Here is a 26,152-nt window from a genome sequence, read left to right on the forward strand (position 1 = left end):
AGGCGCCTCAGCGCCCCACTCCTTCGAACGCTGCTTCGATGACCGCCTTCTGTTGCGCCAGATGCTTGGCGGCGTAGCCCACCGCGGGCGACGCCGATGCCGGACGCGACACCAGTTCCAGTTTCAGATCGCCCAGTGCCTTGCCGAGGAAGGCGCGGGAAATCAGCCAGTACCACATGCCCTGGTTGCGCGGCTCTTCCTGTACCCAGGTCACGCCCTTGGCATTCGGGTAGCGCACCAGCTGCGCCGAAAGCTCCGCACCGGGGAAGGGATAGGCCTGCTCCAGACGGAGGATGGCGACGTTCTTGATCTCCTGGGCGCGGCGATGAGCCAGCAGCTCGTAATAGATCTTGCCGCTGCACAGGATGACGCGCTCGACGTCCTTCTCCTGCAGCGCGTCGACTTCCGGGATCACGGGCTGGAAGCGTCCGTCGGCCAGTTCATCCAGCGAAGACACGGCGTCCTTGTGACGCAGCAGCGACTTCGGCGTGATGATGACCAGCGGCTTGCGCACCTTGCGCAGCATCTGACGACGCAGCAGGTGGAACACCTGCGCCGGCGTGGTCGGAATGGTGACCTGCCAGTTGTTCTCGGCCGACAGCTGCATGTAGCGCTCGATGCGCGCCGACGAGTGCTCCGGGCCCTGCCCTTCGTAGCCATGCGGCAGCATCATGGTGAGGCCGCACAGGCGACCCCATTTGGCTTCACCGGAGGCGATGAACTGGTCGAACACGACCTGGGCGCCATTGGCGAAATCGCCGAACTGCGCCTCCCACACCACCAGTTCGTTCGGTTCGGTGGTCGCGTAGCCGTATTCGAAGGCCAGCACGGCTTCTTCCGACAGCACCGAGTCGATCACGACGCACGGCGCCTGGTTTTCCTGCAGGTGCTGAAGCGGCATGTAATTGCCGCTGTCCCACTTCTCGCGCTTCTGGTCGTGCAGCACCGCGTGACGGTGGAAGAAGGTGCCGCGGCCGCAGTCTTCGCCGGACACGCGCACACCGTAACCTTCGACCAGCAGCGTCGCGTAGGCCAGGTTCTCACCCATGCCCCAGTCGACCGGCTGCGTGCCGGCAGCCATGCCGCGCCGGTCGTCGATGATCTTCTGCACGCGCGAGTGCAGCGAGAAACCCTCCGGCAGCGTCGTGAGCCGTTCGCCCAGACGCGCCAGTTCCTCGCGCGGCACGCGGGTGTCGCACTCATCGGTATAGGGCTGCTTCAGGAAGGGCGTCCAGTCCACCGCGAAGCGCCGCTGGTGGTTGGTGAGCACCGGGTTGCTGGCCAGACGACCTTCGTCCAGCGCGGCGCGGTAGTCGGCGATCATCCGCTCGGGTGCGGCCTCGTCGATGATGCCAGCCGAGATCAGGCGGTCAGCGTACAGCTTGCGCGTGCCCGGGTGCGCGGCGATCTTCTTGTACATCAGCGGCTGCGTCACCATCGGCTCGTCCTGCTCGTTGTGACCGAGCTTGCGGTAGCAGATGATGTCGATCACCACGTCCTTCTTGAACTCGGCGCGGAATTCCATCGCCATCTTGGTGACGAAAGCCACGGCCTCCGGGTCGTCGCCATTCACGTGGAAGATCGGCGCCTCGACCATCTTGAAGATGTCGGTGCAATAAAGCGAAGAGCGGTAGTCGCGCGGATCGGAGGTGGTGAAACCGATCTGGTTGTTCACGATGATGTGAACGGTGCCGCCGACGCCGTAACCGCGCGTCTGCGAGAAGTTCAGCATTTCCTGGTTCACGCCCTGACCGGCGACGGCGGCGTCGCCATGCAGGATGACCGGTATGACCTGGGTGCCGGTCTTGTCGCCGCGGCGGCGCTGGCGCGCGTACACCGAACCGACCACCACCGGGTTAACGATTTCCAGGTGCGACGGATTGAAGGCCAGCGTCAGGTGCACCGGGCCGGCCGAGGTGCTGACGTCGGACGAGAAGCCCATGTGGTACTTCACGTCACCGGCCGACAGGTCGGACGCCGCCTTGCCTTCGAATTCGGAGAACAGCATCGACGGCGCCTTGCCCAGCGTGTTCACGAGCACGTTGAGGCGGCCGCGGTGGGCCATGCCGATGACGATTTCCTGTGCGCCCTGGCCGGCGGCCACGCGCACCAGTTCGTCCATCGCGACGATGGTCGATTCGCCGCCTTCGAGCGAGAAGCGCTTCTGGCCGACGTATTTGGTATGCAGGTAACGCTCCAGCGTTTCTGCCGCGGTGGTGCGCTCGAGGAAGCGCTTGCGGTCGTCGGCGCTGTAGCCGTAGTTGCCGCGCATCGGCTCCAGACGCGACTGGATCCAGCGCTTCTGGGCGATGTCGGCCATGTACATGTATTCGGCGCCGATGCTGCCGCAATACACCTGGCGGACCGCTTCGAGGATTTCGCGCAGGCTGGCGCGATCTTCGGGCGGGAAGCGGAAGGAACCGGTGCTGAAGCTGTCGTTCAGGTCGGCTTCGGTGAAGCCGTAGTGCGAGGGCTCGAGTTCGGAAATATCCGGGCGCTCGGCGCGCTTGAGCGGATCGAGCTGGGCCCAGCGGTTACCGAGGAAGCGGTAGGCATTGATCATCTGCAGCACGCCGACCTGACGCTTGTCGTCGCCGCTGGCGGCCGCGATGCGGACCGGGCCGCGCTTGGCCAGTTCGGCGAACGAAGCGACGACCGGGGCGTGCGCCACGTCACTGGCAGCGCCGGGCAGATGCTGGAGGGATTCGAAATAGGTACGCCAGGCGTCCGGCACTGAACCGGGGTTGGCGAGGTAGGACTCGTACAGTTCCTCGACGAAGGGCGCATTGCCCCCGAAGAGGTAGGAATGGCTCAACATGTGCATCATGACTCGCTCCTCCGCCCGGGGATGCCCGGGTTTGTTGTCGCGTCTTTCCGCGCGGTCGGGGAACGTGGCGCCAGTCGTGCCGCGCCCCCTTCCGTCTCGCGGAAATTCGAGAAGGCCTGCTGCATGCGGTATTGATTATTTACCCCGCGGCGTCCGCCAGGCCGCGGGGCTCTCTGCTGCGGTGAATCAGCGCTGTTCGACGGGCTTCACGTCACGGCGGTTCGGGCCGATGTAGAGCTGGCGCGGACGGCCGATCTTGTACTCGGAATCGGTGATCATTTCGTTCCACTGCGTGATCCAGCCGATGGTACGCGCCAGTGCGAAAATGCAGGTGAACATCGAGGTCGGGATGCCGAGCGCCTTCTGCACGATGCCGGAGTAGAAGTCGACGTTGGGGTAGAGCTTCTTCTCGATGAAGTACTCGTCTTCCAGCGCGATGCGCTCCAGTTCCATCGCCAGCTTGAACAGGCGGTCGTTTTCCAGGCCCAGTTCGGTCAGCACTTCGTAGCAGGTCTGACGCATCAGCTTGGCGCGCGGATCGAAGTTCTTGTAGACGCGGTGACCGAAGCCCATCAGCTTGAAGCTGTCGTTCTTGTCCTTGGCGCGCTTGATGTACTCGGGCACGCGCGACACGTCACCGATCTCTTCCAGCATCTGCAGGCAGGCTTCGTTCGCGCCGCCGTGCGCCGGGCCCCACAGGCAGGCGATGCCGGCGGCGATGACGGCGTACGGGTTGGCGCCCGACGAACCGGCCAGACGCACGGTCGAGGTCGAGGCGTTCTGCTCGTGGTCGGCGTGCAGCGTCAGGATGCGGTCGAGCGCCTTTTCCAGCACCGGATTCGGCTTGTATTCCTCGCACGGCGTGCCGAACATCATGTACATGAAGTTGCCGGCATAGCTGAGGTCGTTGCGCGGGTACATGAAGGGCTGGCCGACCGAGTACTTGTAGGCCATGGCCGTGATGGTCGGCATCTTGGCGATCAGGCGATTGATCGAGATGTCGCGATGAGCCTGGTCCGAAATGTCCATGCCGTCATGATAGAAGGCGGACAGCGCGCCAACCACGCCGGCCATGATGGCCATCGGGTGAGCGTCGCGACGGAAACCTGCGTAGAAGCGGGCCAGCTGCTCGTGCACCAGCGTGTGGCGCTTGATCTGGCTGACGTACTCGGTCTTTTCGGCTGCGGTCGGCAGTTCGCTGTTCTTCAGCAGGTAGCACACATCGAGGAAGTCGCAGTGCTCGGCGAGTTGCTCGATCGGGTAACCGCGATACCACAGCTCGCCCTTGTCGCCATCGATGTAGGTGATCGACGACTTGCAGCTGGCGGTGGAGAGGTAACCGGTGTCATACGTGAACATGCCGGTCTTGCCATACATGGAACGGATATCAACCACTTCGGGGCCGACCGTGCCACCCATGATCGGGAACTCGGTGGTCTGCCCATCAATGGTCAGCGTTGCGGTGCGTTGATTTGACATGTCTAACCTCTTCACTTCCTCAAAAATGCCCGGGCCGAAACCAGTGCGCGTCAGACTGCGCGCAGCAGATCGACCATCCCCTTCAGGCGCGGCTCCTCACATTCTTCGCGCCCGCTGACAATCGCCAACAAGGTGATGTCGTCGTAATGGAGCAGTTCGAACAGCTCTGCCCTCTGTTGTTCACTCAACTCCTCCAGCAACCCTCCCTCGACGACGCGCTGCAGGACCAGATCGAGCTCGAGCAGCCCGCGCCGGCAATGCCAGCGCAGACGTCCCATATTGACCTGCTGGTCGTTGGCCGCGTCGTCCATGATCAGACTGCCCTGCGGACCATCATGTCCTTGATCTTGCCGATGGCGCGCGTCGGGTTAAGACCCTTCGGGCACACATCGACGCAGTTCATGATGGTGTGGCAGCGGAACAGGCGATACGGGTCTTCCAGGTTGTCCAGACGTTCGCTGGTGGCCTGGTCGCGCGTATCGGCGATGAAACGGTAGGCGGCCAGCAGACCAGCCGGGCCGACGAACTTGTCCGGGTTCCACCAGAACGACGGGCAGGAGGTCGAGCAGCAGGCACAGAGAATGCACTCGTACAGGCCGTTCAGTTCCTCGCGGTCTTCCGGCGACTGCAGGCGCTCGCGCTCGGGCGGATGTTCCTCGTTGATCAGGTAAGGCTTGATCGAGTGGTACTGCTTGAAGAACTGGGTCATGTCGACGATGAGGTCGCGCACGACCGGCAGGCCGGGCAGCGGACGCAGCACCACCGGCGACTGCAGGTCCTTCATGTCGGTCAGACAGGCCAGACCGTTCTTGCCATTGATGTTCATCGCGTCCGAACCGCACACGCCTTCGCGGCAGGAGCGGCGGAAGGACAGCGAGTCGTCCTTGTCCTTCAGCTTGACCAGCGCGTCGAGCAGCTTGCGTTCGGTGCCGTCGAGATCGATGGAAATCGACTGCATGTAGGGCTTTTCGTCGCGGTCCGGGTCGAAGCGGTAGATACTGAATTCGACAGTACGGGCAGTCATGCTGTGATCCTCAGTAGGCGCGCTTCTTCAGCGCGATGGTGTCAACCGTGAGCGGCTTCATGTTCACCGGCTTGTACTCGAGCTTGTTGCCCTCGCGGTGCCACAGCGTGTGCTTGAGCCAGTTCACGTCGTCGCGGCCGTCCGGACGTTCCGGGGTGTCGGTCGCGTCGTCGCGCACGTGGGCGCCACGCGATTCGGTGCGCGCGTTGGCCGACACGATGGTCGCCTTGGCCACCTCGATCAGGTTGTCCAGTTCCAGCGCCTCCAGGCGGGCGGTGTTGAACACCTTGGACTTGTCCTTGATTTCGGTCGTGGCAGCCACCTTCTCGATGTCGAGAATCTTGGTCACGCCTTCGGCCAGCATGTCCTTGAAGCGGAACACGCCGCAGTGCGCCTGCATCGTGCGCTGCATGGCCAGACGGGTTGCACCAACCGCCGCACCATCCTTCTGGTTGTCCAGACGGTTGATGCGCGACAGCGAGTAGTCGGCAGCGTTGGCCGGCAGCGGCTTGTGTGCGGCCGGCTGGGCCTTGATGTACTCGACCATCGACTCGCCGGCCGACTTGCCGAACACCAGCAGGTCGAGCAGCGAGTTGGTGCCCAGGCGGTTGGCGCCGTGCACCGAAGCACAGGCACATTCGCCGGCGGCGTAGAAGCCTTTCACCGGCACGCTCGGGTTGCCGTCCTTTGGCACCACGACTTCACCGTTGTAATTGGTCGGGATGCCGCCCATCTGGTAATGGCAGGTCGGCACCACCGGCAGCGGTTCCTTGATCGCGTCGACACCGGCGAACTGGATGCCGATCTCGCGGATGCCCGGCAGGCGCTTCATGATGGTGGCCGGGTCGAGGTGGGTGATGTCCAGCATCACGTGGTCCTTGTTCGGACCGCAGCCGCGACCTTCGTTGATTTCGGTCACCATGGCACGCGACACCACGTCACGCGACGCCAGGTCCTTGGCGTTCGGCGCATAGCGTTCCATGAAACGCTCGCCCGAGGCGTTGCGCAGGATGCCGCCTTCGCCGCGCACGCCTTCGGTGATCAGCACGCCGGCACCGGCCACGCCGGTCGGGTGGAACTGCCAGAACTCCATGTCCTCGAGCGGGATGCCGGCACGCGCCGCCATGCCCACACCGTCACCGGTGTTGATGAAGGCGTTGGTCGAGCTGTAATAGATGCGGCCGGCGCCGCCGGTTGCGAACAGCACGGCCTTGGCGTGGAACACGAACACTTCGCCCGTTTCCATTTCCATCGCGGTCACGCCGACCACGTCGCCCTCTTCGTCGCGGATCAGGTCCAGCGCCATCCATTCGATGAAGAACTGGGTGTTGGCCTTGACGTTGCGCTGGTACATCGCGTGCAGCATCGCGTGACCTGTGCGGTCGGCGGCAGCACAGGAGCGACGGACCGGCTTCTCGCCGAAGTTCGACATGTGGCCGCCGAACGGGCGCTGATAGATCTTGCCGCTGTCGAGGCGGTCGAAGGGCATGCCGTAGTGTTCGAGCTCGATCACCACCTCATTGGCCTTGCGGCACATGAATTCGATCGCGTCCTGGTCGCCGAGCCAGTCGGAACCCTTGACCGTGTCGTACATGTGCCAGTGCCAGTGATCCTCTTCCGAGTTGCCGAGCGAGGCGGCCACGCCGCCCTGCGCCGCAACGGTGTGCGAACGGGTCGGGAACACCTTGGAAATCACGGCGGTGCGCAGGCCGGCTTCTGACAGCTGGATGGCGGCGCGCAGACCGGCGCCACCGGCGCCGACGATGACTGCATCAAACTTGCGGACAGGTACGCTCACTTACAGTCTCCAGAGAACTTGGGCTGCCCAGCCCAGATAACCGATCAGGGCAAGCAAGGTCACCGCGTGCAGCACGACGCGCACGCCGGTGGGCTTGATGTAGTCCATGTAGATGTCGCGCACGCCAACCCAGGCGTGGTACATCAGCGACGCGAAGAACAGGAAGGTCGCGAAGCGCATGAACCCACCAGCGAACAGACCGTGCCAGTTCTCATAGTTCAGTTCGCCCATCGACAGCACGCCGACCGCGAAGATGAGCGTGTAGACCGCCATCACGACGGCCGTGATGCGCTGACCCAGCCAGTCCTTCAGCCCGTAGTGGGCACCGACAACGACACGATTCACCACAGTTTCACCCCCAGGATCACGGTAAGCGTCAGGCTGACCACCAGCACGGCGACCGAACTCTTGCGCGCGGTGGCGAGTTCGAGGCCCTTGTGCATGTCGAGCAGCAGGAAGCGGACGCCGGCACAGAAGTGATGCAGGTAGGCCCACATCAGGCCGAGCAGCAGCAGCTTGGCCAGCGGATGACCGACCACCGCGCTGAACGATTCGAAGGTGTCCGGCGAACCCAGGCTGGCGTCGAACAGCCACAGCAGCAGCGGCAGACAGAGGAAAAGGCCGGCACCGCTGATGCGGTGAAGGATGGACACGATGCCCGGCAACGGCAGGCGTATCGCCGTCAGCTGGAGGTGCTTCGGTCTGGTCTTGCTGGCTGTATTGGCCATCTGGCTCGCTCTCCTGGAAAAAGTCGTGTCACATGCCGGTCGTCGCCGGCTCCGTCAATTCAGGTTGTTCAGGTAATAGTGGTCCGCCGTCGAACACAGTCCGCGGCGCCACTCGACCGGCTTGTCGTCATAGGTATAGGCAACGCGCTCGACCGACAGCAAAGGGCTGCCTTCCTGCACTTCGAGGTAATCCGCGCTCTGGCGGTCGGCCGCGACCGCGCGCAGACGCTCTTCGGCGCGCACCATGCGCACGCCGAAACGGGTTTCGAAGAAGGAATAGAGCGAACCCTGCTGCTCCTTGAGCACGTCGAGATTGAGCCCGGGAAAGAGGTCGCCGCGCAGGTAGATTTCGTCGATCACCACCGGCTTGCCGGCGAACTTCAGAAGGCGGCGCACGATGATGATCTGCGAGCCGACCTCGACGTCCAGCGTGCGGGCGACTTCCTGGCCGGCGCGCGCGCGCCAGCATTCGAGCGGCACGCTCTGCGAGGTTTCTATCGTGCCGTTGATTGGCGCGAGACGGAGAAAACGGAAGAATGCGCGGGGATCGTGATGCGTCGCAACAAAGGTGCCCTTACCCTGTTTGCGTACCAGCAGGTTGTCCGCCGCCATCTCGTCGATGGCCTTGCGCACCGTCCCCTGACTCACGTTGAAGCGCTGGGCGAGTTCGGTTTCGCTCGGGATCGCCTCACCCGGACGCCATTCGCCACTCTGCAATGCCTGCGTGAGCAAGCCGCGTATCTGCCGATACAGCGGGCTGAAGGTGGGGGATTCCTGTGCCATGCAACAATTTCAGCACAGAAATCCTGTCACGTCTACATCGTGTCTGATGTCTTATATATGATATAAATTGATGCCGTGCAAAAACGCACTTTCCGGCCGGCCAGCCCCGGTTGCGAACGCCGATTTTTGTGCTGTGTGTCAAAACCGCCGCGGGTCGACCATAATTCGGCCCGCGCACAACGCACTGATAACGCCCCGTCCCATCCTCAGACAGGAGACCACCATGTCAAAGACGCCTCTTCGCGTCGCGGTGACCGGCGCTGCCGGTCAAATCGGCTACGCCCTGCTGTTCCGTATCGCCAGCGGTGAAATGCTCGGCAAGGACCAGCCGGTCATTCTTCAACTGCTCGACCTGCCGCAGGCCCAGAAGGCGCTGACCGGTGTGATGATGGAACTGGACGACTGCGCCTTCCCGCTGCTCGCCGGCATGATCGCCACCGACGACCCGAACGTCGCGTTCAAGGACGCCGACTTCGCGCTGCTGGTCGGCGCCCGCCCGCGCGGCCCCGGCATGGAGCGCAAGGACCTGCTGACCGAAAACGCCAAGATCTTCACCGTGCAGGGCGCGGCCATCGGCCAGAACGCCTCGCCGAACTGCAAGATCCTTGTGGTCGGCAACCCCTGCAACACCAACGCCTACATCGCGATGAAGACGGCCGCCAAGGCCGGTGGCCGCGTGCCGGCGAAGAACTTCACCGCCATGCTGCGTCTGGACCACAACCGCGCGCTGTCGCAGCTGTCGGCCAAGATCGGCCGCCCGGTGTCGTCGTTCAAGACGATGACCGTGTGGGGCAACCACAGCCCGACGATGTACGCCGACTACCGCTTCGCCACCTCGAACGGCGACAGCGTCGCCCAGCTGGTGAACGATCAGGAATGGAATGCAAAGACCTTCCTGCCGACCGTCGGCAAGCGTGGCGCCGCCATCATCGAGGCCCGTGGCCTGTCGTCGGCCGCCTCGGCCGCCAACGCCGCGATCGACCACATGCGCGACTGGCACCTCGGCTCGAACGGTGACTGGGTCACCATGGGCGTGCCGTCCGACGGTTCCTACGGCATCCCGGAAGGCCTGGTGTTCGGCTTCCCCTGCATCTGCGCCAACGGCGAATACACCATCGTCAAGGGTCTGGAGATCGACGAGTTCTCCAAGCCTTACGTCGCCAAGACGCTGGCCGAACTGGAAGAGGAGCGCGCCGGCGTCGCCGACCTGCTCTGATCTGCCGGTCATGTGCGCCCGTTCCGGATCACCCCGCTCTGCCGGGTCGATCCGGGGGCGTACAGGCTTGAATCGAAAGAAGCGGCCCGGTAACGTGGCCGCTTTTTTTATGCCGGAGTTGTCCGCATGAATGCTGCCGTCCATCCGCGCGAGGTGCTGTACAAGGGCGACAAGCCCTTCCCCATCCTGCCCGCCGTCGACCACTACGCCGGCTCGGAAAAGCTGATGCGCAAGGCGCTCGCGCTGCAGGCCGAACTGGGTCCGATCTTCGACGTCACCTGCGACTGCGAGGACGGCGCGGCCGCCGGCAACGAGGTCGAGCACCGCAAGCTGTGCGCGTCCGTGATCGCCGGTGAGGACAACCGCTACAACCGTGTCGGCGTGCGCATCCACGACGTGACGCACGCCCACTGGAAGGCCGACATGGACTTGATCGTCGGCGAAGCCGGCGACAAGCTCGCCTTCATCACGCTGCCCAAGGCGCGCTCGGCCGACGACGTGCGCGTGCAGCTCGACTGGCTGCGCACCTGCGAAACGATGGCCGGCCTGAAGCGCAGCATTCCGGTGCACGTGCTGATCGAAAGCCATGGCGCGCTGCGCGAGGTGTGGAACATCGCCGCGATGGAGCGCGTGGAGTCGATAGATCTCGGCCTGATGGACTTCGTCAGCGCCCACCACGGGGCACTGCCGGGCGACGCGATGAAGAGCCCGACCCAGTTCGAACACCCCATCATCGTGCGCACCAAGTGCGAGATCGCCGCCGCGGCGCACGGCTGCGGCGTGGTGCCGACGCACAACGTCACCACCGAAATCCGCGACATCGACTTCATCCGCAACGACGCCCGCCTGGCGCGCCGCCAGTTCGGCTTCATGCGCATGTGGAGCATCCATCCGAACCAGATCCTGCCCATCGTCGAAGAAATGCGGCCCGACTTCAGCGAGGTCGAGGACGCCATCGCCATCCTCTGCGGTGCGCAGGACGCGAGCTGGGGCCCGACCCGGCACCACGACACGCTGCACGACCGCGCCTCCTATCGCTACTATTGGGAGTTGCTCGCCCGCGCGCACACCACCGGCGTCAGTCTGCCCGACGACGTGCGCAGTCGATTCTTCGCTTGAAGGAACCATGTCCCGCGTACCACCCGTATCGAAGGAATGCGCCGTGCTGTTCGCCGACCTGGTGGGCAGCACGCAGCTCTATGAGCGCATGGGCGACACCGCCGCCTTCGCGCTGATCGACCGCTGTCTGCGCACGATGCGCGACTCGGTCATCGGCAGTTCGGGCCGCGTGATCAAGATGACCGGCGACGGCCTGCTCGCCACCTTCCGCGCCTGCGACCACGCCGCCGACACCGCGCTGGCCATCCACCGCGACATCAGCGGCCTGCCGCTGGCCACGCACTTTTCGCTCGGCGTGCGCACCGGCTTCCACTTCGGGCCGGTCATCGAAACCGGCGACGACATCTACGGCGAATCGGTGAACATCGCCGCCCGCCTGTCCGAACTGGGCAGCCACGGCCGCGCCATCGTGTCGACCGAAGCCGCGGTGCGCCTCAGCGAACACTTCCAGCACATGGTGAGGCCGATGCCGCCGCGCGTCGTCAAGGGCGTCGCGCGCTCGGTCGAAATGTGCGAACTGCGCTGCGAGCACTCGGAGCACGTGACCCACGTTGGCGGACTGAACTTCAGCAGCGGCAAGCTGGAAATGCGCGTCTATCACGGCGGCCGCGTCTGGCTGCTCGGCGCCGAACACCCGCGGCTGCGCATGGGCCGCGATGCCGGCGTCGACATCCTGGTCAAGGACGCCCGCGCCTCGCGTCAGCACTGCGACCTCGAATTCCGCCGCGACCGCTTCGTACTGACCGACCGCTCCAGCAACGGCACCTTCGTCACCATCGAAGGCCGCCACGAATTCGCGCTGACGCGCGAGGAAGTCGTCATAGACGGCCACGGCTGGCTCGCCTTCGGCTCGCCGCGCAGCGCAGCCAGTGACGTGGTCGAGTTTTTCTGCCTGGGCTAAACCTGCGCGGATCGAGCCCGCCGTCCACCATTGGCGACGCGCGAAATCAATCTCGGGAATCGTGAATTTTCGTCATGACGGGATGACGGGGCCATTTACCGTCTATAGTCCGCGCGCCCCGCAAGATCTGATTCTTTTAGCATATAACTAAAGTCGTACTCTACAACCGGCGGGGCATTTCACAATGAGGCCCCTCCCTTGAAGACCACCCTTCCCCTGCTGATCCTGAGCGCGTCGCTGTTCGGCGGCTGCTCCACCATCACCTCCAGCGAAATGCAGACCGTCACGCTCAGCGCGCGCACCCAGGGCGGCGACGCTGTCGACCAGACGAAGTGCACGCTGAAGAACGACAAGGGCAGCTGGACCGCGACCGCGCCCGGCAACGTCATGATCCGTCGCTCGGCCGAAGACCTCAATGTCGAATGCAAGAAGGACGGCATGAGCGACGGTTTCCTGCGCGCGATCTCGCGTTCGGCCGGCAGCATGTGGGGCAACATCATCTTCGGTGGTGGCATCGGCGCCATCATTGACCACAACAAGGGCACCGGTTACGACTACCCGAACGACCTCCGTGTGCTGATGGGCGAGTCCGTCACCATCGATCGTCGCGACGAGAAGACGGCACCGGCGGAGCAGACCGCGGCAAAGTCGCCGGCCGCCTACTGACATGCCGGACAGCGGATTCACGATGAACAGCAGGTGTGCATTCGCAGTACTCGTCTCCGCCGCGGGAGACCCGATCAGCAAACCGCGCTGATCCGGCGACACCGGCATCATGGGCGGCGTATTCTTGCGGTCTCATCCCGCAAGGAAGGCCGTCCATGTCCAGCAACAAGAACACACGCCTCGCCACCCGTGCGATCCATGGTCACACCGCCGGTGACGCCTACGGCAGCCCCTACCCGCCGGTCTACAACACCACCACTTTCGGTTTCGAGTCGACCGCCGACCTGCTCGACGTGATCGACGGCCGCCGTCGTGGCGGGCTGTACACGCGCTACGGTCTGAACCCGACCATACAGGCGGTCGAGGAGACGCTGGCCGAGCTGGAATCGGCCGAGGCGGCCTGGGTGTTCTCGTCCGGCATGGCGGCGCTGAGCGCGCTCTTCCTGACGCACGGACGCAACGGCATCGTCTGCTTCGGCGACGCCTACGGCGGCACGCTGGAACTGCTGGAACAGCAACTGCCGGGCCTCGGCCTGCGCACACACTGCATCCTCGGCAACGAGCACGACAGGCTGGATGCGCTACTGGCTGACGGTGTGAAGCTGGTGTTCTTCGAAACGCCGACCAACCCGACGCTGGACATCGTCGACATCCGTGCGCTTGCCGCCAAGGCACACGCGCACGGCGCGCTGGTCGCCATCGACAACACCTTCGCCTCGCCAGTGAACCAGCGCCCGCTCGAACTGGGCGCCGACATCGTCATGCACAGCGCGACCAAGTATCTGGGTGGCCACAGCGATCTGACTGCCGGCGCACTGATGGGCAGCAAGGCGTTGCTCGACGCGGTGGCACCCTGGCGCAAGAATCTCGGCACGGTGCCGTCGCCGGAAACCGCCGCGCTGCTGTCGCGCAGCCTGCGCACGCTGGTCGTGCGCGTGCGTCAGCACAATGCCAACGCGCAGGCGGTGGCCGAGGCGATGGCGCGCCACCCGAAGATCGCGCGCGTGCATTACCCGGGACTGCCGGACGCACCGGGCCACGCGCTGGCCAAGGCGCAGATGGATGGCTTCGGCGGCATGCTGAGCATCGTCTTGCGCGGCGACGGAGCCGCCGCAACCCGCGTCGCCGACCGCCTGCGGCTGATCAAGCTGGCGCCCAGCCTGGGCGGCGTCGAAAGTCTGGTCACCCAGCCCTGCACCACCACCCACCACGGCATCGCGCCGGAAGAACGGGCGCGGCGCGGCATACCCGATTCGATGCTGCGCCTGTCGATCGGCATCGAGGACGCGGACGATCTGATCGCCGATCTGGTGCAGGCACTCGGGGACTAGAGGGGTCAGAAGCCGAAGCCCATCTGGCCGCCGTCGTCCGCCTTCGTCTTCACCTTGCGCCCAGGGCGTCGACGGCCTTCCCTGTCCGGATTCCGGCTGCCGTGCTGCACCAGCACGCGTTGTGCCTCGGCCGCCGCCTCCGGCCGTTTCCTGACCGCCCACGCGGCGTCGCGCGCATGGCGCGCGGCGACGATGTGGTCGACCACCGGCGCCGGGTAGTCGCGGCCGATCAGGCATCCCGCTTCGCGCTGCTGCGCGACGCTCATCAGCCAGGGCTCGGCCAGCAGCGACAGCGGCACGCGCGCCAGTTCCGGCAGCCAGCGACGCACGAAAATGCCTTTCGGATCCTGGTCCAGCTGCTGTTTCACCGGGTTGTAGATGCGCAGCGTGTTGATGCCGGTGACGCCGGACTGCATCTGTACCTGCGGCCAGTGGATGCCCGGTTCGAAGTCGGTGAACATCCTCGCCAGATGCAGGCCCGGTTCGCGCCAGTGATTCCACAGCTGGTAGGACGAGAAGGCGACCAGCATGGCGCGCATGCGGAAGTTGATCCAGCCGGTCGCATTCAGCGCCCGCATGCAGGCGTCGATGAAGGGATAGCCTGTTTCGCCGCGGCACCAGGCGCGATGCCGTTCGACCGAGAAGTCGGCCTCGCGCAGACCGTCGTACAGGCGGTTCACCGCGCGCAGCTCGATCTGCGGTTCCGACTCCAGCTTCTGGATGAAGTGGCAGTGCCAGTGCAGCCGGCTCTCGAAGGACTTCAAGCCTGCTAGCACCGCCTGCGTGTGCGCGCCTGGCGGCTGCGCGAGCCAGCGTGCGCGCTCGCGCCACACGGCATGCACGACCTCGCGCAGCGACAGCGTGCCGAAGGCCAGATGTGGTGACAGGCGCGAACAGTCGTGCGCACCGCTGAGCGGGCTGGACATGCCGCGCCGATAGCGCGTTACGCGATGCGCGAGGAAGTCGTCCAGTATCTGGCGCGCATGCGCCCTGCCCGCCGGCTGTCGCGCCTCGATGTCAGTCGAGCGCAGGCCCAGCTCGGCCGCAGTCGGCGCGCGCTGCAGGCCGGCCAGCGGCAACCGTGCCGCCGTGACGCGCGGCGGTGGCGGCAGCGGCGCGGGCGTCATGCGGCGCATCCAGCGATCCGACCAGGTGTCGCGGTCGCTGAGCCGCCGCACCACGCCGCCGTTCGGCAGTTCGCGCCAGACCACACCGTGCTGGCGGCACCAGGCGGCCACCGCGCGGTCGCGTTCGAAGCTGGCGAGGTTGCCGGTTTCCTCGTGGCTCCACAGCCCGTCGATCCGCACCGCCGCGTGCAGCCGGTCGAGCAGCGCCGGCATGTCGCCGCGCAGGCGCAACAGTGGCAGGCCGAGCGCCTGCAGCCGGCGCTCGAAATCATCCAGCGCCTCGTTCAGGAAGCCGATGTGGCGCGCGTCGACGTCCGGCTCCGCTAGGAGTCGCGGCTCGTAGGCGTAAAGCGCCAGCACCGGCCCCGCCGCCGCCGCGGCACACAGCGGCGCGTGGTCGGCGACGCGCAGGTCGCGCTTGAACCAGACCACTTGCATGGTCAGGCGATCGCCAGCGCCGACAGCAGCAGACAGATCGTGACGATGGCGCTGAGCAACGTGCGCAGTTGCATGAACCATGGCTCGAGCGACAGCGCGCGCGACAGCCGCGCATCCATCCACCAGCAGGCGGGCACCACAGCCGCTAGCAGCCACAGCCCGGCCGGCAGCGGCAGCAGCAAGGCACACCAGGCGAACAGCGAGGGCATTACCCCCCAGCCGAGGGCGCGCCACTGCGCCCTTACATCGAGCGCGGCCTCGCACATCGCCAGCCCCCAGTGCAGCGCGCCGATGAAGCTGACGATGGTCGCGCCATAGGCGAGTTGGGCGTGCGCAAGCGCGGCACGCTGCGCATCCAGGGCATGGATGGCGACGGTCAGCCCGACAAATGGAATCAGGCCGGCCAGGCCGAGCAGCCGGGCGGGATGGCGAGCGGCGACGTTCAGTGTCATGGAATCCTCAGCGGTGCCAGGGTCGGGGGGGCGCGGCCTTTGGCGCCACGGTCTGCCAGAAGCGGGTGAAGGACGGCATGGGCTGCGGCGGGTCGTCGAACTGCCGTGCCACCGGCTCGCACAGCACGCCAGCCGCACGCATCGCCTCGGCGTAGCCCGGATTCAGCGTCTGCATCGACGCCAGCCGGACCTCGCCCAGGCGTTCGCGCAAGGCACGCGCGTCGCCGACCACGATGCCGTCGCAGGCGGCACGCATGCGGGTGAGCACGAAGCTCCAGCGCTTTTCGCTCCACGGGAAGCGCGCGTGGAAGGACGGCTCCAGCCAGCCGATCACCCGGCCCTGCGGCGGCGCACCCAGCGCCCACGGATGCATGATCCAGCACTCGCGGCGGTCGTCGCGCAGGCCCCAGATATCCGGGTCGGGCACCACGCCCGGCGCCGGTTCGACCACGCCCGATGCGTGCCCAGGCTCGGGGCCGCAGTCCGGCGACTGCCGTGCGATGCGGTCGAGCACCTCGTAACCGGCGTCGATCACGGTACCCGGGCTGGCCAGATCGGGCGCGTAGCGGGCGACGTTCTCTGCATTGAACAGATAGGGTTTGCCGGTCAGCGTGCCGGCCACCCACTGCCAGGACAGCGTGTTCGACGCCAGATCGCCGTCGAGCAGGTGGCGGTACATCCAGTCGGCGCCGGCGCGCCAGTGCGTCTTGCGCAGGTGCACGACATAGCTGGCCAGCCACATGCGTGCGTGATTGTGCAGATAGCCGGTGTCGTACAGGGTGCGCACCGCGCCGTCGATCACCGGCACGCCGGTGCGCGCGGCACGCACGTCGTCCGGTACCGCTGCGGCGTAGTTCGAGGCCGGCGGCGGCCGGCGCGCCTCGAAGATGCCTTCGCCCCAGTGGTGCCACAAATGTTGGAAGTACTCGCGCCAGGCCAGTTCGAACACGATCTTGTCGTCCGCCGACAGTGCGACGCGCTGCGACAGCCGCTCGATCACCTGCGGCACATCGATAAAGCCGTGCGTCAGATAGGGCGACAGCCGCGTTACCGCGCCGTCGAGGTGGTTGCGCGTACGCGCATAGACGCCCGGGCGGATGGCGTCGATGCGCGCCAGCGCGGCCCGCGGTGACGGTTCGAAGTCGTGGTTGGCGGCGTCGCGCACGAGAGGGGTGAGGAGGTCGTTCATCGGCACTGTCCTTTCGTGCCAGAGACCACTGCCGCGCGGGAAAAATCCCGCGCTGGTTCGCGCTTTCGCTTCCCACTCCGCTGCAAATGCTTTGCACGAATCCGCTGCAAAGCAGCGCAGTTTTAATTGGTTCGCTTCGCACGGCCCGCTGCCTAGAGTGCGCTCCATCGCATGTTTCCCGACACGGAGCCACACAAAATGAAAACGACCCTGCGCACCCTCGCCGTCAGCCTGCTGCTCGGCACCACGCTGATCGCCAATTCCTTCGCCGCCGACATCACACTGCTGAACGTGTCCTACGACCCGACGCGCGAGCTGTATCAGGACTTCAACAGCGCCTTCGCCAAGCACTGGAAGGCGAAGACCGGCGACAACGTCACCATCAAGCAATCGCACGGCGGCTCCGGCAAGCAGGCGCGCTCGGTCATCGACGGCCTCGAAGCCGACGTCGTGACGCTCGCGCTGGCTTACGACGTCGATGCGCTGCACCAGAACGGCAAGCTCATCCCGGCTGACTGGCAGAAGCGCCTGCAGCACAACGCCTCGCCCTACACCTCGACCATCGTGTTCCTGGTGCGCAAGGGCAACCCCAAGGGCCTGAAGGACTGGAGCGACCTGGTCAAGCCGGGCGTCGAAGTGATCACGCCGAACCCGAAGACCTCGGGCGGCGCCCGCTGGAACTATCTGGCCGCCTGGGCCTATGCGCTGAAGCAGCCGGGTGGCTCGGACGCCACCGCCAAGGAGTTCGTCAGGAAGCTGTTCGCCAACGTGAAGGTGCTCGACTCCGGCGCGCGTGGTTCGACCACCACCTTCGTCGAGCGCGGCATCGGTGACGTGCTGATCGCCTGGGAGAACGAAGCCTATCTGGCGGTGAAGGAACTGGGTCCGGACAAGTTCGAAATCGTCACGCCCTCGCTGTCCATCCTGGCCGAACCGCCCGTCAGCGTGGTCGACAAGGTGGTGGACAAGCGCGGCACCCGCGCCGTGGCGACCGCCTATCTCGAATACCTCTACAGCCCGGAGGGCCAGGAAATCGCGGCGAAGAACTACTACCGCCCGATCGACCCGAAGGTCGCCGCCAAGTACGCCAAGACCTTCGCACCGGTGAAGCTGTTCACCATCGACGACGAGTTCGGCGGCTGGACCAAGGCGCAGAAGACCCACTTCGCCGACGGCGGCGTGTTCGACCAGATCAGCGTGCGCTGAACACCGCCAGGAACCGCAATGTCCATCCTGTTCATTCAGGGCAGCCCGGTCGAGCCTTCGCGCTCGGCCGCGTTGTCGGGGTTCGTCGCGGCGGAGATCCAGCGCCGCGGCATCGACAACAGCCGCCTGAAGCTCACCGACCTGCCGGCCCAGGCGTTGCTCAACGCGAAATTCGGCGACCCGCAGATCCGGATCGCCAGCGATCGCGTGGCCGGCGCCGCCGCCATCGTCATTGCGACACCGGTCTACAAGGCAGCCTACAGCGGACTGCTCAAGAGCTTCCTCGACCTGCTGCCGCAGAACGGACTCGAGGGCAAGGTGGTGCTGCCGCTGGCAACCGCTGGCAGCCCGCACCACGCACTGGCGCTCGATTACGCGCTTCGCCCGGTGCTGCAGTCGATGTCGCCTTCGCTGGTGCTGCCCGGTGTGCATGCCACCGACGCCACGGTGGGCAAGTCGGACACCGGGGACTATGTGCTGTCGGCCGAAATCATCGACCGGCTCGCTCAGGCGACTGATCGGCTGATCTACGAGTATCGCGCGCTGCTGGCTCGCCGCCCGGAACCCGCGGTCGATCCGGTGCCCTTCGATCAGGTCCGCTGCAGCGTCTGAGCCCGACGCACTGCCGACCCGTCTCTGCCTGACCCACGCAAAGGAATCCATCGATGCCCTCCTTCTCATCCCTGTCGTCCATTTCGCGCCGCACGGCGCTCGCCTGGCTGACCGGCGGCGTGCTCGCCGCATCGGCCGCCCTCGTCGCCCCCCACGCCGCGGCAGCGCAGACACTGCGCATCGGCTACCAGAAATCGGCCAGCCTGCTCACGCTGCTCAAGGCCCAGGGCTCGCTTGAGAAGCGTCTGGCGCCGCTCGGCGTCGAGGTGAAATGGGTCGAGTTTCCGGCCGGTCCGCAACTGCTCGAAGGCCTCAACGTCGGCGCCGTCGACGTCGGCGCGGTCGGCGAGGCACCGCCGATCTTCGCCCAGGCGGCCGGCGCCAACTTCATCTACGCGGGCTATGACCCCGCTTCGCCGGAGGCCGAAGCCATCGTCGTGCCGAAGGATTCGACGATCCGTTCAGTGGCCGAACTGAAGGGCAAGCGCGTCGCGCTGAACAAGGGCTCGAACGTGCATTACCTGCTGGTCAAGCTGCTCGAGAAGCACGGCCTGAAATACACCGACATCCAGGTGGTGTTCCTGCCGCCGGCCGATGCCCGTGCGGCATTCGAGCGTGGCGCAGTCGATGCGTGGGCGATCTGGGACCCCTTCCTCGCGGCCACCGAGAAGCAGATCGGCGCCCGCGTGCTGGCCGACGGCAGCGGCGTCGTGAACAACTTCTTCTACTACCTTGCCGCCCGCGACTATGCGAAAGCCAATGGCAAGGTGCTCGACGCGCTGTTCGACGAGATCAACAGCAATGCGGTCTGGCTGAAGGCCAACATCAAGGAGGCCGCCACCCGCATCGCGCCGGAACAGGGGCTGGCGCCCGAGGTGGTCGAACTGGCACTGCGACGCTACCAGTTCAACGCGAAGCCGGTGACCGACGCCATCCTCGCCGAACAGCAGAAGCTCGCCGACACCTTCTTCGAACTGAAGCTGATTCCGAAACGCATCGAGGTCCGCCAGGCCTCGGTACTTGCCAACCGCTGAAGGTCCGCATCATGAATGTGTTCTGGTTCATCCCCACCCACGGCGACAGCCGCTATCTGGGCACCGCCGAGGGCGGACGCCAGGTCAGCCTCGACTACATGAAGCAGGTGGCGATCGCCGCCGACACGCTGGGTTACGACGGCGTGCTGCTGCCCACCGGCCGCTCCTGCGAGGACGCATGGGTCACCGCATCGGCGCTGATCGGCTTCACCCAGCGCCTGAAATTCCTGGTGGCGCTGCGCCCGGGCCTGACCGCGCCGTCGGCCGCCGCACGCATGGCCGCCACCTTCGACCGCCTGTCCGGCGGCCGCCTGCTGATCAATGTGGTGACCGGCGGCGATCCGACCGAGCTGGATGGCGACGGCATCTTCAATACACACGACGAGCGCTACGAAATCACCGACGAGTTCCTGCGCATCTGGCGCGGCATCCTGGCGAGCGCACACACCGGCGAGGCCATCGACTTCGAGGGCAAGCACCTGTCGGTCAAGGGCGGCAAGCAGCTCTACCCGACGGTACAGCGCCCGCATCCGCCGCTGTGGTTCGGCGGCTCGTCACCCGCCGCGCACGAACTGGCGGCCGAACAGGTCGATGTCTACCTGACGTGGGGCGAACCGCCGGCCGCGGTGGCCGAGAAGATCGCCGACATGCGCCGCCGCGCGGCTGCCCACGGCCGCACGCTGCGCTTCGGCATCCGCCTGCACGTGATCGCCCGTGAAACCACGGATCGGGCGTGGCAGGCGGCGGACGACCTGATCCGCCATCTCGATGACGCCACCATCGCTGCTGCGCAGAAGAAGTTCGCGCAGATGGATTCCGAAGGGCAGCGTCGCATGGCCGCGCTGCACGGCGGTCGGCGCGACAAGCTCGAGGTCAGCCCCAATCTGTGGGCCGGAGTCGGCCTGGTGCGCGGCGGTGCCGGCACCGCACTGGTCGGCGACGGCCCGACGATTGCCGCACGGATGAAGGAATACGCCGAGCTCGGCATCGAAACCTTCATTCTGTCCGGTTACCCGCATCTCGAAGAGGCCTACAACTTTGCCGAGCAGGTGTTCCCTCACCTGCCGCGCGCACAGCAGCAGGGCCTGCCCGGCTTCAGCCTGTCCGGCCCCTTCGGCGAGATCGTCGCCAACCATTACGTGCCGGCTGCATCGGCGAGCTGACCGACCGCTCGACCCCACCCTGAAGGCCATCGTCCCACACCGGGGCGATGGCCTTTTTCCTTGCCCCCGGCGCCGATCCGCTTATCACTCGAACGGCAAAGCTCCGCAGCGTGCATGCGCAAATGCAGCGCAGATTTAATTGGTTTGAGTGCGCATCCCCCACCCCTAGGATGACCTTCAGACGCGCGACACAGCGCGCCCCCCCTCCGGACCGCACAAAAGGAAAACCATGAGCACCACGCATTCCCGCAATCGCCGCCTGCTGATTACAAGCCTGCTCGCCGCCACGCTGCCACTGACCGGCTTCGCCGCCAGCGACGCGCCGAAGGAAATCCGCCTCGACTACGCCTACTACTCGCCGACCAGCCTGGTATTGAAGCGCTTCGGCTGGCTGGAAGAGGCCGTAAAGCCGGCCGGCATCGAGGTGAAATGGACGCTGAGCCAGGGCAGCAATCGCGCACTGGAATTCCTCAACAGCGGAGCCATCGACTTCGGCAGCACCGCCGGCCTGGCCGCCGTGCTGAGCCGCGCCAACGGCAACCCGATCCGTTCGGTCTATGTGTATTCGCGACCGGAGTGGACCGCACTCGCCGTACCGAAGGATTCGACCATCAGATCGGTGGCCGAGCTGAAGGGCAAGCGCGTCGCCGCCACGAAGGGCACCGACCCCTATCTGTTCCTGCTGCGCTCGCTGCAGGAGGCAGGTCTGTCGCGCAACGACGTCGAGATCGTCCACCTGCAGCATCCGGACGGCCGCGTCGCACTTGAACAGAAGCGTGTCGATGCCTGGGCGGGCCTCGATCCGCACCTCGCCGCAAGCGAACTGGAAGCCGGCTCCAAACTCATCTACCGCAACGTGAACTTCAACACCTACGGCTTCCTGAACGTGTCGGAGAAGTTCCTCAAGACGCACCCGCAGCAGGTGAAGACGGTGATTGCCGCCTACGAGCGCGCCCGCCGCTGGGTGATCGCCAATCCGGACGAGGCCGCGAAGCTGCTGGCCGAGGAAGCGAAGCTGAACCTGGCCGTGGCCCAGGCGCAACTGAAACGCACCGATTTTTCCAACCCGCGCATCGGCCGAGAGCACCACGACGCACTGCGCGCAGCCGCGCCCATCCTGGTCGAGGAAGAACTGGTGCGCAAAGGCACCGATATCGCCAAGGTGGTGACCGAACTGATCGACCCGAGCCACGCCGCCGCCGTGGTCGCGGCCAAGGACTGATGCCATGAACACCGCTGCCCGCACCTCCTCCCTCCAGGCGACGGTGTCGTCCGCGCGGCCGGGCATCCCCGTCGGTCGCGCCGGGCGTCCCCACCCTGCGCTGGGCTGGGTGTTGCCCGCGCTCGCGCTGCTCGCCTTCGAAGTGCTGGTGCGCAGCAGCGTGCTGGCCGCCCACCTGTTCCCTGCGCCGAGCGAAATCGTGCGCACGCTGTTCGACCTGGGCAGCGGGCTTGCCTCGCATATCGGCGTGAGCATTGCCCGCGTGGCAGGCGGCTTCGCGATTGGCGCCTCGTTGGCGGTGATCGCCGCCGTGGTGGTCGGACTGGACCGCCGTGTCGAAGCGCTGCTCGACCCGACCTTCCAGGCGCTGCGCGCCGTGCCTAGCCTGGCCTGGGTACCGCTGCTGCTGCTGTGGCTGGGCATAGACGAAACGCCCAAGATCACGCTGATCGCGATCGGCGCCTTCTTCCCGGTCTATCTGAACCTGCTGTCGGGTCTGCGCAATGTCGACCGCAAGCTGGTCGAACTGGGCGAGGTCTATGGCCTGAGCCGCAGCGCGCTTGTCCGCCGCATCCTGCTGCCGGCGTCGCTGCCCAGCCTCTACACCGGCCTGCGCGTTGGTCTGAGTCTGGCCTGGATGTTCCTGGTCGCGGCCGAACTGATCGCCGCCACCCGCGGCCTGGGCTATCTGCTGACGGATGGCCGCGAAACCTCCCGACCGGACATCGTGCTCGCCGCCATCCTGCTGCTGGCCGTGCTCGGCAAGGTGTCGGACAGCGTTCTCAAATCACTCGAGAAGCGCGCGCTGGTCTGGCGCGATGCCCTCGAAACCCGGCTGGCCTGAGGCGCGCGCGATGACTTCATTGCTCGATGTGCATGTGCGCGCCAAGCGCTTTACCGACCGACTCGTGCTGGACAACTTCTCGCTCGAACTGGAAGCCGGCGAAATCGTCAGCCTGGTTGGCGCGAGCGGATGCGGCAAGAGCACCCTGCTGCGCATCGTCGCCGGCCTGGACCGCGAACACGATGGACAGGTGCGGCTGGACGGCCAGGTGCAGCACGGCATCCACCGCGACATCGGTTTCATCTTCCAGGAGCCGCGGCTGCTGCCCTGGCTCACGGTTGCGCAGAACGTCGGCTTCGACGCCGACGCCCGGCGCGCAAGTGATCCGCACGTATTCACGCTGCTGGAGGAAGTAGGCCTTGCACAGGTGACCGACGCGCTGCCGAAAGCGCTGTCCGGCGGCATGGCGCAGCGTGTGGCGATCGCCCGCGGTCTGTTCAACCGACCGCGCCTGCTGTTGCTCGACGAGCCCTTCAGCGCAGTCGATGCCTTCACGCGGATGAAGCTGCAGGAACTGCTGCTGGCCATCGCCCGCGAACACGGCACGACGCTGCTGCTGGTCACCCATGACGTCGACGAGGCAGCCTGGCTGTCCGACCGTGTCGTGGTGATGGGCAACGGCCGCGCGCTGGACGAAGTGACGATCACGGAACAACGACCACGTCATCGCCGTTCGCCGGCGCTGGCCGATGCCCGCAACACGATTCTCGAAATTCTCGAAGGTGCTCACGTCGTCTGACGTGAGCCGCACCCACACACAGAAAGAGGACTTCGCCATGAGCAGACGTTTCACCCTTCGCCGCAGCGCCTTGAAGGCATTCACCGCCCTGCTGCCGGCGCTCGCGCTCGGCAGCGCCGCCGCACAGGACAAGCCGACCACGGTACGCATCGGCTACCAGAAGTCATCGACATTGATCACCGTACTGAAGACCCGCAGCACGCTGGAGCAGAAGCTCGCGCCGCTGGGCGTCAAGGTGAGCTGGCACGAATTCGCCAGCGGCCTGCCGCTGCTCGAGGCGCTGAACGTCGGCAGTGTCGACGTGTCGGCCGACGTCGCCGACACCGTGCCGGTGTTCGCACTGGCCGCAGGCGCCAACCTGACCTATGTCGCGCAGGAGGCGCCCTCGCCCACCGCCCAGGCCATCGTGGTCAAGGCCGATTCGCCGATCCGCAGCGTGGCTGATCTGAAGGGCAAACGCGTCGCCTTCGCCAAGGCCGCCGGCGTGCACTACCTGCTGATCGCCGCGCTGGAGAAGAACGGACTGAGCTTCAAGGACATTCAGCCCGCCTACCTCGCGCCGGCCGACGGCCGCGCCGCCTTCGAGCGCGACAGCGTCGACGCCTGGGTGGTGTGGGACCCCTTCCTGTCGGCCGTGCAGCGCCAGGCCAAGGTGCGCGTGCTGGCCGACGGCACGAACCTCGCCCAGTACCAGCGCTACTACCTCGCCTCCACACCCTTCGCGCAGGCACGGCCGGACGTGATCAAGGTGATCCACGACGCGCTCACCGAAACCGGCAAGTGGGTGAAGCAGAGTCCGAAGGATGCGGCCGCGCTGCTGGCACCTGTGTGGGGTCTGGATGAAGCCACGGTCGAACAGGCCAACGGCCGTCGCAGCTACGACGTGCGCCTGGTGCAGCCGGAGCGGCTGCAGGAACAGCAGGCCATCGCCGACACCTTCACCCGCGAGGGCCTGCTGCCGCGCAAGGTGAATGCCACCGCGGTGCCGGTCTGGAAACCTGCGCTCTGAGGCGACATCGATGAATGCTCCGGACACCACCCGCCAGCTAGAACGCAGCGAGGCCGACCACCTGTTCGACCGAGACTTCGGTGCTCACACCGAAGCGGTCGAACGGACAGCGCGCGGGCTCGAAGCCACCGCCGCCGAGCGCGACCGCGCCGGCGGCACCGCCTGGGCGGAACGCCAGCTGCTGCGTGACAGCGGCCTGCTGACGCTCGCGGTACCAGCGGAGTTCGGCGGCGCCGAACTGCCCTGGCCGCAGATCTACGCCATCGTCCGCCGCTTCGCCGAAGCCGACAGTTCGCTCGCCCACCTGTTCGGCTTCCAGCACCTGCAGGTCGCCAGTGTGCGGCTGTTCGCCAACCCGGCGCAGCAGGCCCGCCTGCTCGGCGATACGGTGGCGAAAGGCTGGTTCTGGGGCAATGCCACCAACGGTCTGGACACACGCATCCGGCTCACGCCGGAAGGTGACCACTTCGTGCTCAACGGCGTGAAGTCCTTCTGCTCCGGTGCCACCGGCGCCGACATGCTGAACGTGACCGCGCCGCGCGGCGACGATCCGGCCGACCGCGTGTTCATCAGCCTGCCAGCCGATCGTGCCGGCATCACCGTGCATGACGACTGGGACAACCTCGGCCAGCGCCAGACCGACAGCGGCAGCGTCACCTTCGAAAACGTGCGCGTCGAGACGGACGAAATCCTCGGCCCGCCGGGCACCCGCGGCACGCCACGAGCGACGCTGCGCACGCTGGTGTCGCAGCTCATCCTGACCGAGATCTATCTCGGCAACACGCAGGGCGCGCTACGCGCCGCGTGGAACTATGTGCAGCACGAGGCGCGCCCCTGGTTCTCCAGCGGCGTGGCGCGCGCCGCCGACGACCCCTACGGTCAGGTGCGCTTCGCCGAACTGTGGATCGGCTACCGTGGCGCGCTGGCGCTGGCCGTCCAGGCCGAGCAGGCGCTGCAGCAGGCATGGGAACGTGGTGACGCACTGAGCGCGCGCGAACGCGGCGAGGTCGCCCTGCTGATCTGGCAGGCCAAGATCGCCGCCGGCCGCGCCGCGCTCGATGTGACGTCGCGCATCTTCGAGCTGATGGGCGCACGCGCCACCGCCGCCCGGTACGGCCACGACCGGTACTGGCGCAACGTGCGCGTGCACACGCTGCACGACAACCTCGACTACAAGCTGCAGGACATCGGCCGCTGGGTGCTCGACGACACCGTGCCCGAACCTTCCATCTATTCCTGACGACA

Annotated in this window: 25 protein-coding genes; 14 read left to right on the forward strand and 11 right to left on the reverse strand. The window is 66.0% G+C overall.

Going from position 1 to position 26,152, the window contains the following annotated elements; all coding sequences use genetic code 11:
• Positions 1 to 7: 7 nt before the first annotated feature.
• The 8 genes from METFAM1_RS0104305 to METFAM1_RS0104340 form a co-directional block, all read right to left on the reverse strand.
• Entirely contained in the window at positions 8 to 2,827 is a 2,820-nt protein-coding gene (locus METFAM1_RS0104305) for a 2-oxoglutarate dehydrogenase E1 component (RefSeq protein WP_019918349.1), read from the reverse strand.
• A gap of 186 nt (positions 2,828 to 3,013) precedes the next feature.
• Positions 3,014 to 4,306 carry a citrate synthase gene (gene gltA, locus METFAM1_RS0104310; protein WP_019918350.1) on the reverse strand — a complete coding sequence of 431 codons (1,293 nt, stop codon included), beginning with the start codon at positions 4,304 to 4,306 and terminating at the stop codon, positions 3,014 to 3,016.
• A gap of 50 nt (positions 4,307 to 4,356) precedes the next feature.
• The gene (locus METFAM1_RS0104315; RefSeq protein ID WP_019918352.1) at positions 4,357 to 4,617 is read right to left on the reverse strand and encodes an FAD assembly factor SdhE; all 261 of its coding nucleotides are present in this window, start codon (positions 4,615 to 4,617) and stop codon (positions 4,357 to 4,359) included.
• Between the two features lie 2 nt (positions 4,618 to 4,619).
• Positions 4,620 to 5,330, reverse strand: coding sequence for a succinate dehydrogenase iron-sulfur subunit (locus tag METFAM1_RS0104320; RefSeq protein ID WP_019918353.1), 711 nt, complete (start codon positions 5,328 to 5,330; stop codon positions 4,620 to 4,622).
• A gap of 10 nt (positions 5,331 to 5,340) precedes the next feature.
• A complete protein-coding gene (gene sdhA / locus METFAM1_RS0104325) occupies positions 5,341 to 7,128 on the reverse strand; it encodes a succinate dehydrogenase flavoprotein subunit (RefSeq protein WP_019918354.1) in 1,788 nt (595 codons plus the stop codon).
• Positions 7,129 to 7,476: a succinate dehydrogenase, hydrophobic membrane anchor protein gene (sdhD, locus tag METFAM1_RS0104330; RefSeq protein WP_019918355.1), complete on the reverse strand. Its 348-nt coding sequence runs from the start codon at positions 7,474 to 7,476 to the stop codon at positions 7,129 to 7,131.
• A complete protein-coding gene (gene sdhC / locus METFAM1_RS0104335) occupies positions 7,470 to 7,856 on the reverse strand; it encodes a succinate dehydrogenase, cytochrome b556 subunit (RefSeq protein WP_019918356.1) in 387 nt (128 codons plus the stop codon). The genes sdhD and sdhC overlap by 7 nt, the downstream gene beginning before the upstream one ends.
• Positions 7,857 to 7,910: 54 nt before the next feature.
• On the reverse strand, positions 7,911 to 8,639 hold the full coding sequence (locus tag METFAM1_RS0104340) for a GntR family transcriptional regulator (RefSeq protein WP_019918357.1): 729 nt from the start codon (positions 8,637 to 8,639) through the stop codon (positions 7,911 to 7,913).
• Positions 8,640 to 8,862: 223 nt separating this feature from the next.
• On the opposite strand from METFAM1_RS0104340, the gene METFAM1_RS0104345 reads away from it, so the two are divergent.
• From METFAM1_RS0104345 to METFAM1_RS0104365, 5 genes are all read left to right on the forward strand, one after another.
• Entirely contained in the window at positions 8,863 to 9,855 is a 993-nt protein-coding gene (locus METFAM1_RS0104345; protein WP_024300454.1) for a malate dehydrogenase, read from the forward strand.
• A 126-nt stretch (positions 9,856 to 9,981) separates the two neighbouring features.
• Entirely contained in the window at positions 9,982 to 10,974 is a 993-nt protein-coding gene (locus METFAM1_RS0104350) for an HpcH/HpaI aldolase/citrate lyase family protein (RefSeq protein WP_019918359.1), read from the forward strand.
• A 7-nt stretch (positions 10,975 to 10,981) separates the two neighbouring features.
• Complete coding sequence (locus tag METFAM1_RS0104355; protein ID WP_024300455.1) at positions 10,982 to 11,875, forward strand: adenylate/guanylate cyclase domain-containing protein; 894 nt, start codon at positions 10,982 to 10,984, stop codon at positions 11,873 to 11,875.
• 198 nt (positions 11,876 to 12,073) lie between these two features.
• Positions 12,074 to 12,541, forward strand: a complete 468-nt coding sequence (locus METFAM1_RS0104360) for a hypothetical protein (RefSeq protein ID WP_019918361.1) — start codon at positions 12,074 to 12,076, stop codon at positions 12,539 to 12,541.
• Between the two features lie 155 nt (positions 12,542 to 12,696).
• Entirely contained in the window at positions 12,697 to 13,872 is a 1,176-nt protein-coding gene (locus tag METFAM1_RS0104365; protein ID WP_019918362.1) for a trans-sulfuration enzyme family protein, read from the forward strand.
• Positions 13,873 to 13,877: 5 nt separating this feature from the next.
• On the opposite strand, the gene METFAM1_RS0104370 is transcribed toward METFAM1_RS0104365, so the two are convergent.
• The 3 genes from METFAM1_RS0104370 to METFAM1_RS0104380 are packed head-to-tail and all read right to left on the reverse strand — an operon-like array spanning position 13,878 to position 17,078.
• Positions 13,878 to 15,437, reverse strand: coding sequence for a cryptochrome/deoxyribodipyrimidine photo-lyase family protein (locus tag METFAM1_RS0104370; protein WP_019918363.1), 1,560 nt, complete (start codon positions 15,435 to 15,437; stop codon positions 13,878 to 13,880).
• 2 nt (positions 15,438 to 15,439) lie between these two features.
• The gene (locus METFAM1_RS0104375; protein WP_019918365.1) at positions 15,440 to 15,889 is read right to left on the reverse strand and encodes a DUF3429 domain-containing protein; all 450 of its coding nucleotides are present in this window, start codon (positions 15,887 to 15,889) and stop codon (positions 15,440 to 15,442) included.
• Between the two features lie 7 nt (positions 15,890 to 15,896).
• Positions 15,897 to 17,078: an FAD-binding domain-containing protein gene (locus tag METFAM1_RS0104380; protein ID WP_024300456.1), complete on the reverse strand. Its 1,182-nt coding sequence runs from the start codon at positions 17,076 to 17,078 to the stop codon at positions 15,897 to 15,899.
• Between the two features lie 198 nt (positions 17,079 to 17,276).
• Here METFAM1_RS0104380 and METFAM1_RS0104385 point away from each other — a divergent pair, with 198 nt between their 5' ends.
• From METFAM1_RS0104385 to METFAM1_RS0104425, 9 genes are all read left to right on the forward strand, one after another.
• Entirely contained in the window at positions 17,277 to 18,284 is a 1,008-nt protein-coding gene (locus METFAM1_RS0104385) for a sulfate ABC transporter substrate-binding protein (RefSeq protein WP_019918367.1), read from the forward strand.
• A gap of 18 nt (positions 18,285 to 18,302) precedes the next feature.
• Positions 18,303 to 18,896 carry an NADPH-dependent FMN reductase gene (gene ssuE, locus METFAM1_RS0104390; RefSeq protein WP_019918369.1) on the forward strand — a complete coding sequence of 198 codons (594 nt, stop codon included), beginning with the start codon at positions 18,303 to 18,305 and terminating at the stop codon, positions 18,894 to 18,896.
• A 53-nt stretch (positions 18,897 to 18,949) separates the two neighbouring features.
• Positions 18,950 to 19,930, forward strand: coding sequence for a sulfonate ABC transporter substrate-binding protein (locus tag METFAM1_RS0104395; RefSeq protein ID WP_019918370.1), 981 nt, complete (start codon positions 18,950 to 18,952; stop codon positions 19,928 to 19,930).
• A gap of 11 nt (positions 19,931 to 19,941) precedes the next feature.
• Positions 19,942 to 21,093, forward strand: coding sequence for an FMNH2-dependent alkanesulfonate monooxygenase (gene ssuD, locus METFAM1_RS0104400; RefSeq protein WP_019918371.1), 1,152 nt, complete (start codon positions 19,942 to 19,944; stop codon positions 21,091 to 21,093).
• A 229-nt stretch (positions 21,094 to 21,322) separates the two neighbouring features.
• The gene (locus tag METFAM1_RS0104405; protein ID WP_019918372.1) at positions 21,323 to 22,315 is read left to right on the forward strand and encodes an aliphatic sulfonate ABC transporter substrate-binding protein; all 993 of its coding nucleotides are present in this window, start codon (positions 21,323 to 21,325) and stop codon (positions 22,313 to 22,315) included.
• Positions 22,316 to 22,319: 4 nt separating this feature from the next.
• Complete coding sequence (locus METFAM1_RS0104410) at positions 22,320 to 23,159, forward strand: ABC transporter permease (RefSeq protein WP_024300457.1); 840 nt, start codon at positions 22,320 to 22,322, stop codon at positions 23,157 to 23,159.
• Between the two features lie 10 nt (positions 23,160 to 23,169).
• Positions 23,170 to 23,898 carry an ABC transporter ATP-binding protein gene (locus METFAM1_RS0104415; protein WP_024300458.1) on the forward strand — a complete coding sequence of 243 codons (729 nt, stop codon included), beginning with the start codon at positions 23,170 to 23,172 and terminating at the stop codon, positions 23,896 to 23,898.
• Positions 23,899 to 23,935: 37 nt separating this feature from the next.
• Positions 23,936 to 24,907, forward strand: a complete 972-nt coding sequence (locus tag METFAM1_RS0104420) for an aliphatic sulfonate ABC transporter substrate-binding protein (RefSeq protein WP_019918375.1) — start codon at positions 23,936 to 23,938, stop codon at positions 24,905 to 24,907.
• A gap of 10 nt (positions 24,908 to 24,917) precedes the next feature.
• Entirely contained in the window at positions 24,918 to 26,147 is a 1,230-nt protein-coding gene (locus METFAM1_RS0104425; RefSeq protein ID WP_019918376.1) for an acyl-CoA dehydrogenase family protein, read from the forward strand.
• The last annotated feature ends 5 nt before the right edge of the window (positions 26,148 to 26,152 follow it).

The organism is Methyloversatilis discipulorum (assembly GCF_000527135.1).
GTDB classification, from domain to species: Bacteria; Pseudomonadota; Gammaproteobacteria; order Burkholderiales; family Rhodocyclaceae; genus Methyloversatilis; species Methyloversatilis discipulorum.

What these genes read in the sequence shown, in the direction of transcription:
- METFAM1_RS0104425 (WP_019918376.1), top strand. Translation starts at nt 24,918, where the DNA reads ATGAATGCTCCGGACACCACCCGCCAGCTAGAACGCAGCGAGGCCGAC.
- METFAM1_RS0104350 (WP_019918359.1), top strand. Translation starts at nt 9,982, where the DNA reads ATGAATGCTGCCGTCCATCCGCGCGAGGTGCTGTACAAGGGCGACAAG.
- METFAM1_RS0104355 (WP_024300455.1), top strand. Translation starts at nt 10,982, where the DNA reads ATGTCCCGCGTACCACCCGTATCGAAGGAATGCGCCGTGCTGTTCGCC.
- METFAM1_RS0104380 (WP_024300456.1), bottom strand. Translation starts at nt 17,078, where the DNA reads ATGAACGACCTCCTCACCCCTCTCGTGCGCGACGCCGCCAACCACGAC.
- METFAM1_RS0104340 (WP_019918357.1), bottom strand. Translation starts at nt 8,639, where the DNA reads ATGGCACAGGAATCCCCCACCTTCAGCCCGCTGTATCGGCAGATACGC.
- METFAM1_RS0104375 (WP_019918365.1), bottom strand. Translation starts at nt 15,889, where the DNA reads ATGACACTGAACGTCGCCGCTCGCCATCCCGCCCGGCTGCTCGGCCTG.
- METFAM1_RS0104385 (WP_019918367.1), top strand. Translation starts at nt 17,277, where the DNA reads ATGAAAACGACCCTGCGCACCCTCGCCGTCAGCCTGCTGCTCGGCACC.
- METFAM1_RS0104395 (WP_019918370.1), top strand. Translation starts at nt 18,950, where the DNA reads ATGCCCTCCTTCTCATCCCTGTCGTCCATTTCGCGCCGCACGGCGCTC.
- METFAM1_RS0104320 (WP_019918353.1), bottom strand. Translation starts at nt 5,330, where the DNA reads ATGACTGCCCGTACTGTCGAATTCAGTATCTACCGCTTCGACCCGGAC.
- gltA (WP_019918350.1), bottom strand. Translation starts at nt 4,306, where the DNA reads ATGTCAAATCAACGCACCGCAACGCTGACCATTGATGGGCAGACCACC.
- sdhC (WP_019918356.1), bottom strand. Translation starts at nt 7,856, where the DNA reads ATGGCCAATACAGCCAGCAAGACCAGACCGAAGCACCTCCAGCTGACG.
- METFAM1_RS0104370 (WP_019918363.1), bottom strand. Translation starts at nt 15,437, where the DNA reads ATGCAAGTGGTCTGGTTCAAGCGCGACCTGCGCGTCGCCGACCACGCG.
- METFAM1_RS0104345 (WP_024300454.1), top strand. Translation starts at nt 8,863, where the DNA reads ATGTCAAAGACGCCTCTTCGCGTCGCGGTGACCGGCGCTGCCGGTCAA.
- METFAM1_RS0104315 (WP_019918352.1), bottom strand. Translation starts at nt 4,617, where the DNA reads ATGGACGACGCGGCCAACGACCAGCAGGTCAATATGGGACGTCTGCGC.
- METFAM1_RS0104405 (WP_019918372.1), top strand. Translation starts at nt 21,323, where the DNA reads ATGAGCACCACGCATTCCCGCAATCGCCGCCTGCTGATTACAAGCCTG.
- ssuE (WP_019918369.1), top strand. Translation starts at nt 18,303, where the DNA reads ATGTCCATCCTGTTCATTCAGGGCAGCCCGGTCGAGCCTTCGCGCTCG.
- METFAM1_RS0104410 (WP_024300457.1), top strand. Translation starts at nt 22,320, where the DNA reads ATGAACACCGCTGCCCGCACCTCCTCCCTCCAGGCGACGGTGTCGTCC.
- METFAM1_RS0104365 (WP_019918362.1), top strand. Translation starts at nt 12,697, where the DNA reads ATGTCCAGCAACAAGAACACACGCCTCGCCACCCGTGCGATCCATGGT.
- ssuD (WP_019918371.1), top strand. Translation starts at nt 19,942, where the DNA reads ATGAATGTGTTCTGGTTCATCCCCACCCACGGCGACAGCCGCTATCTG.
- METFAM1_RS0104420 (WP_019918375.1), top strand. Translation starts at nt 23,936, where the DNA reads ATGAGCAGACGTTTCACCCTTCGCCGCAGCGCCTTGAAGGCATTCACC.
- METFAM1_RS0104415 (WP_024300458.1), top strand. Translation starts at nt 23,170, where the DNA reads ATGACTTCATTGCTCGATGTGCATGTGCGCGCCAAGCGCTTTACCGAC.
- METFAM1_RS0104305 (WP_019918349.1), bottom strand. Translation starts at nt 2,827, where the DNA reads ATGATGCACATGTTGAGCCATTCCTACCTCTTCGGGGGCAATGCGCCC.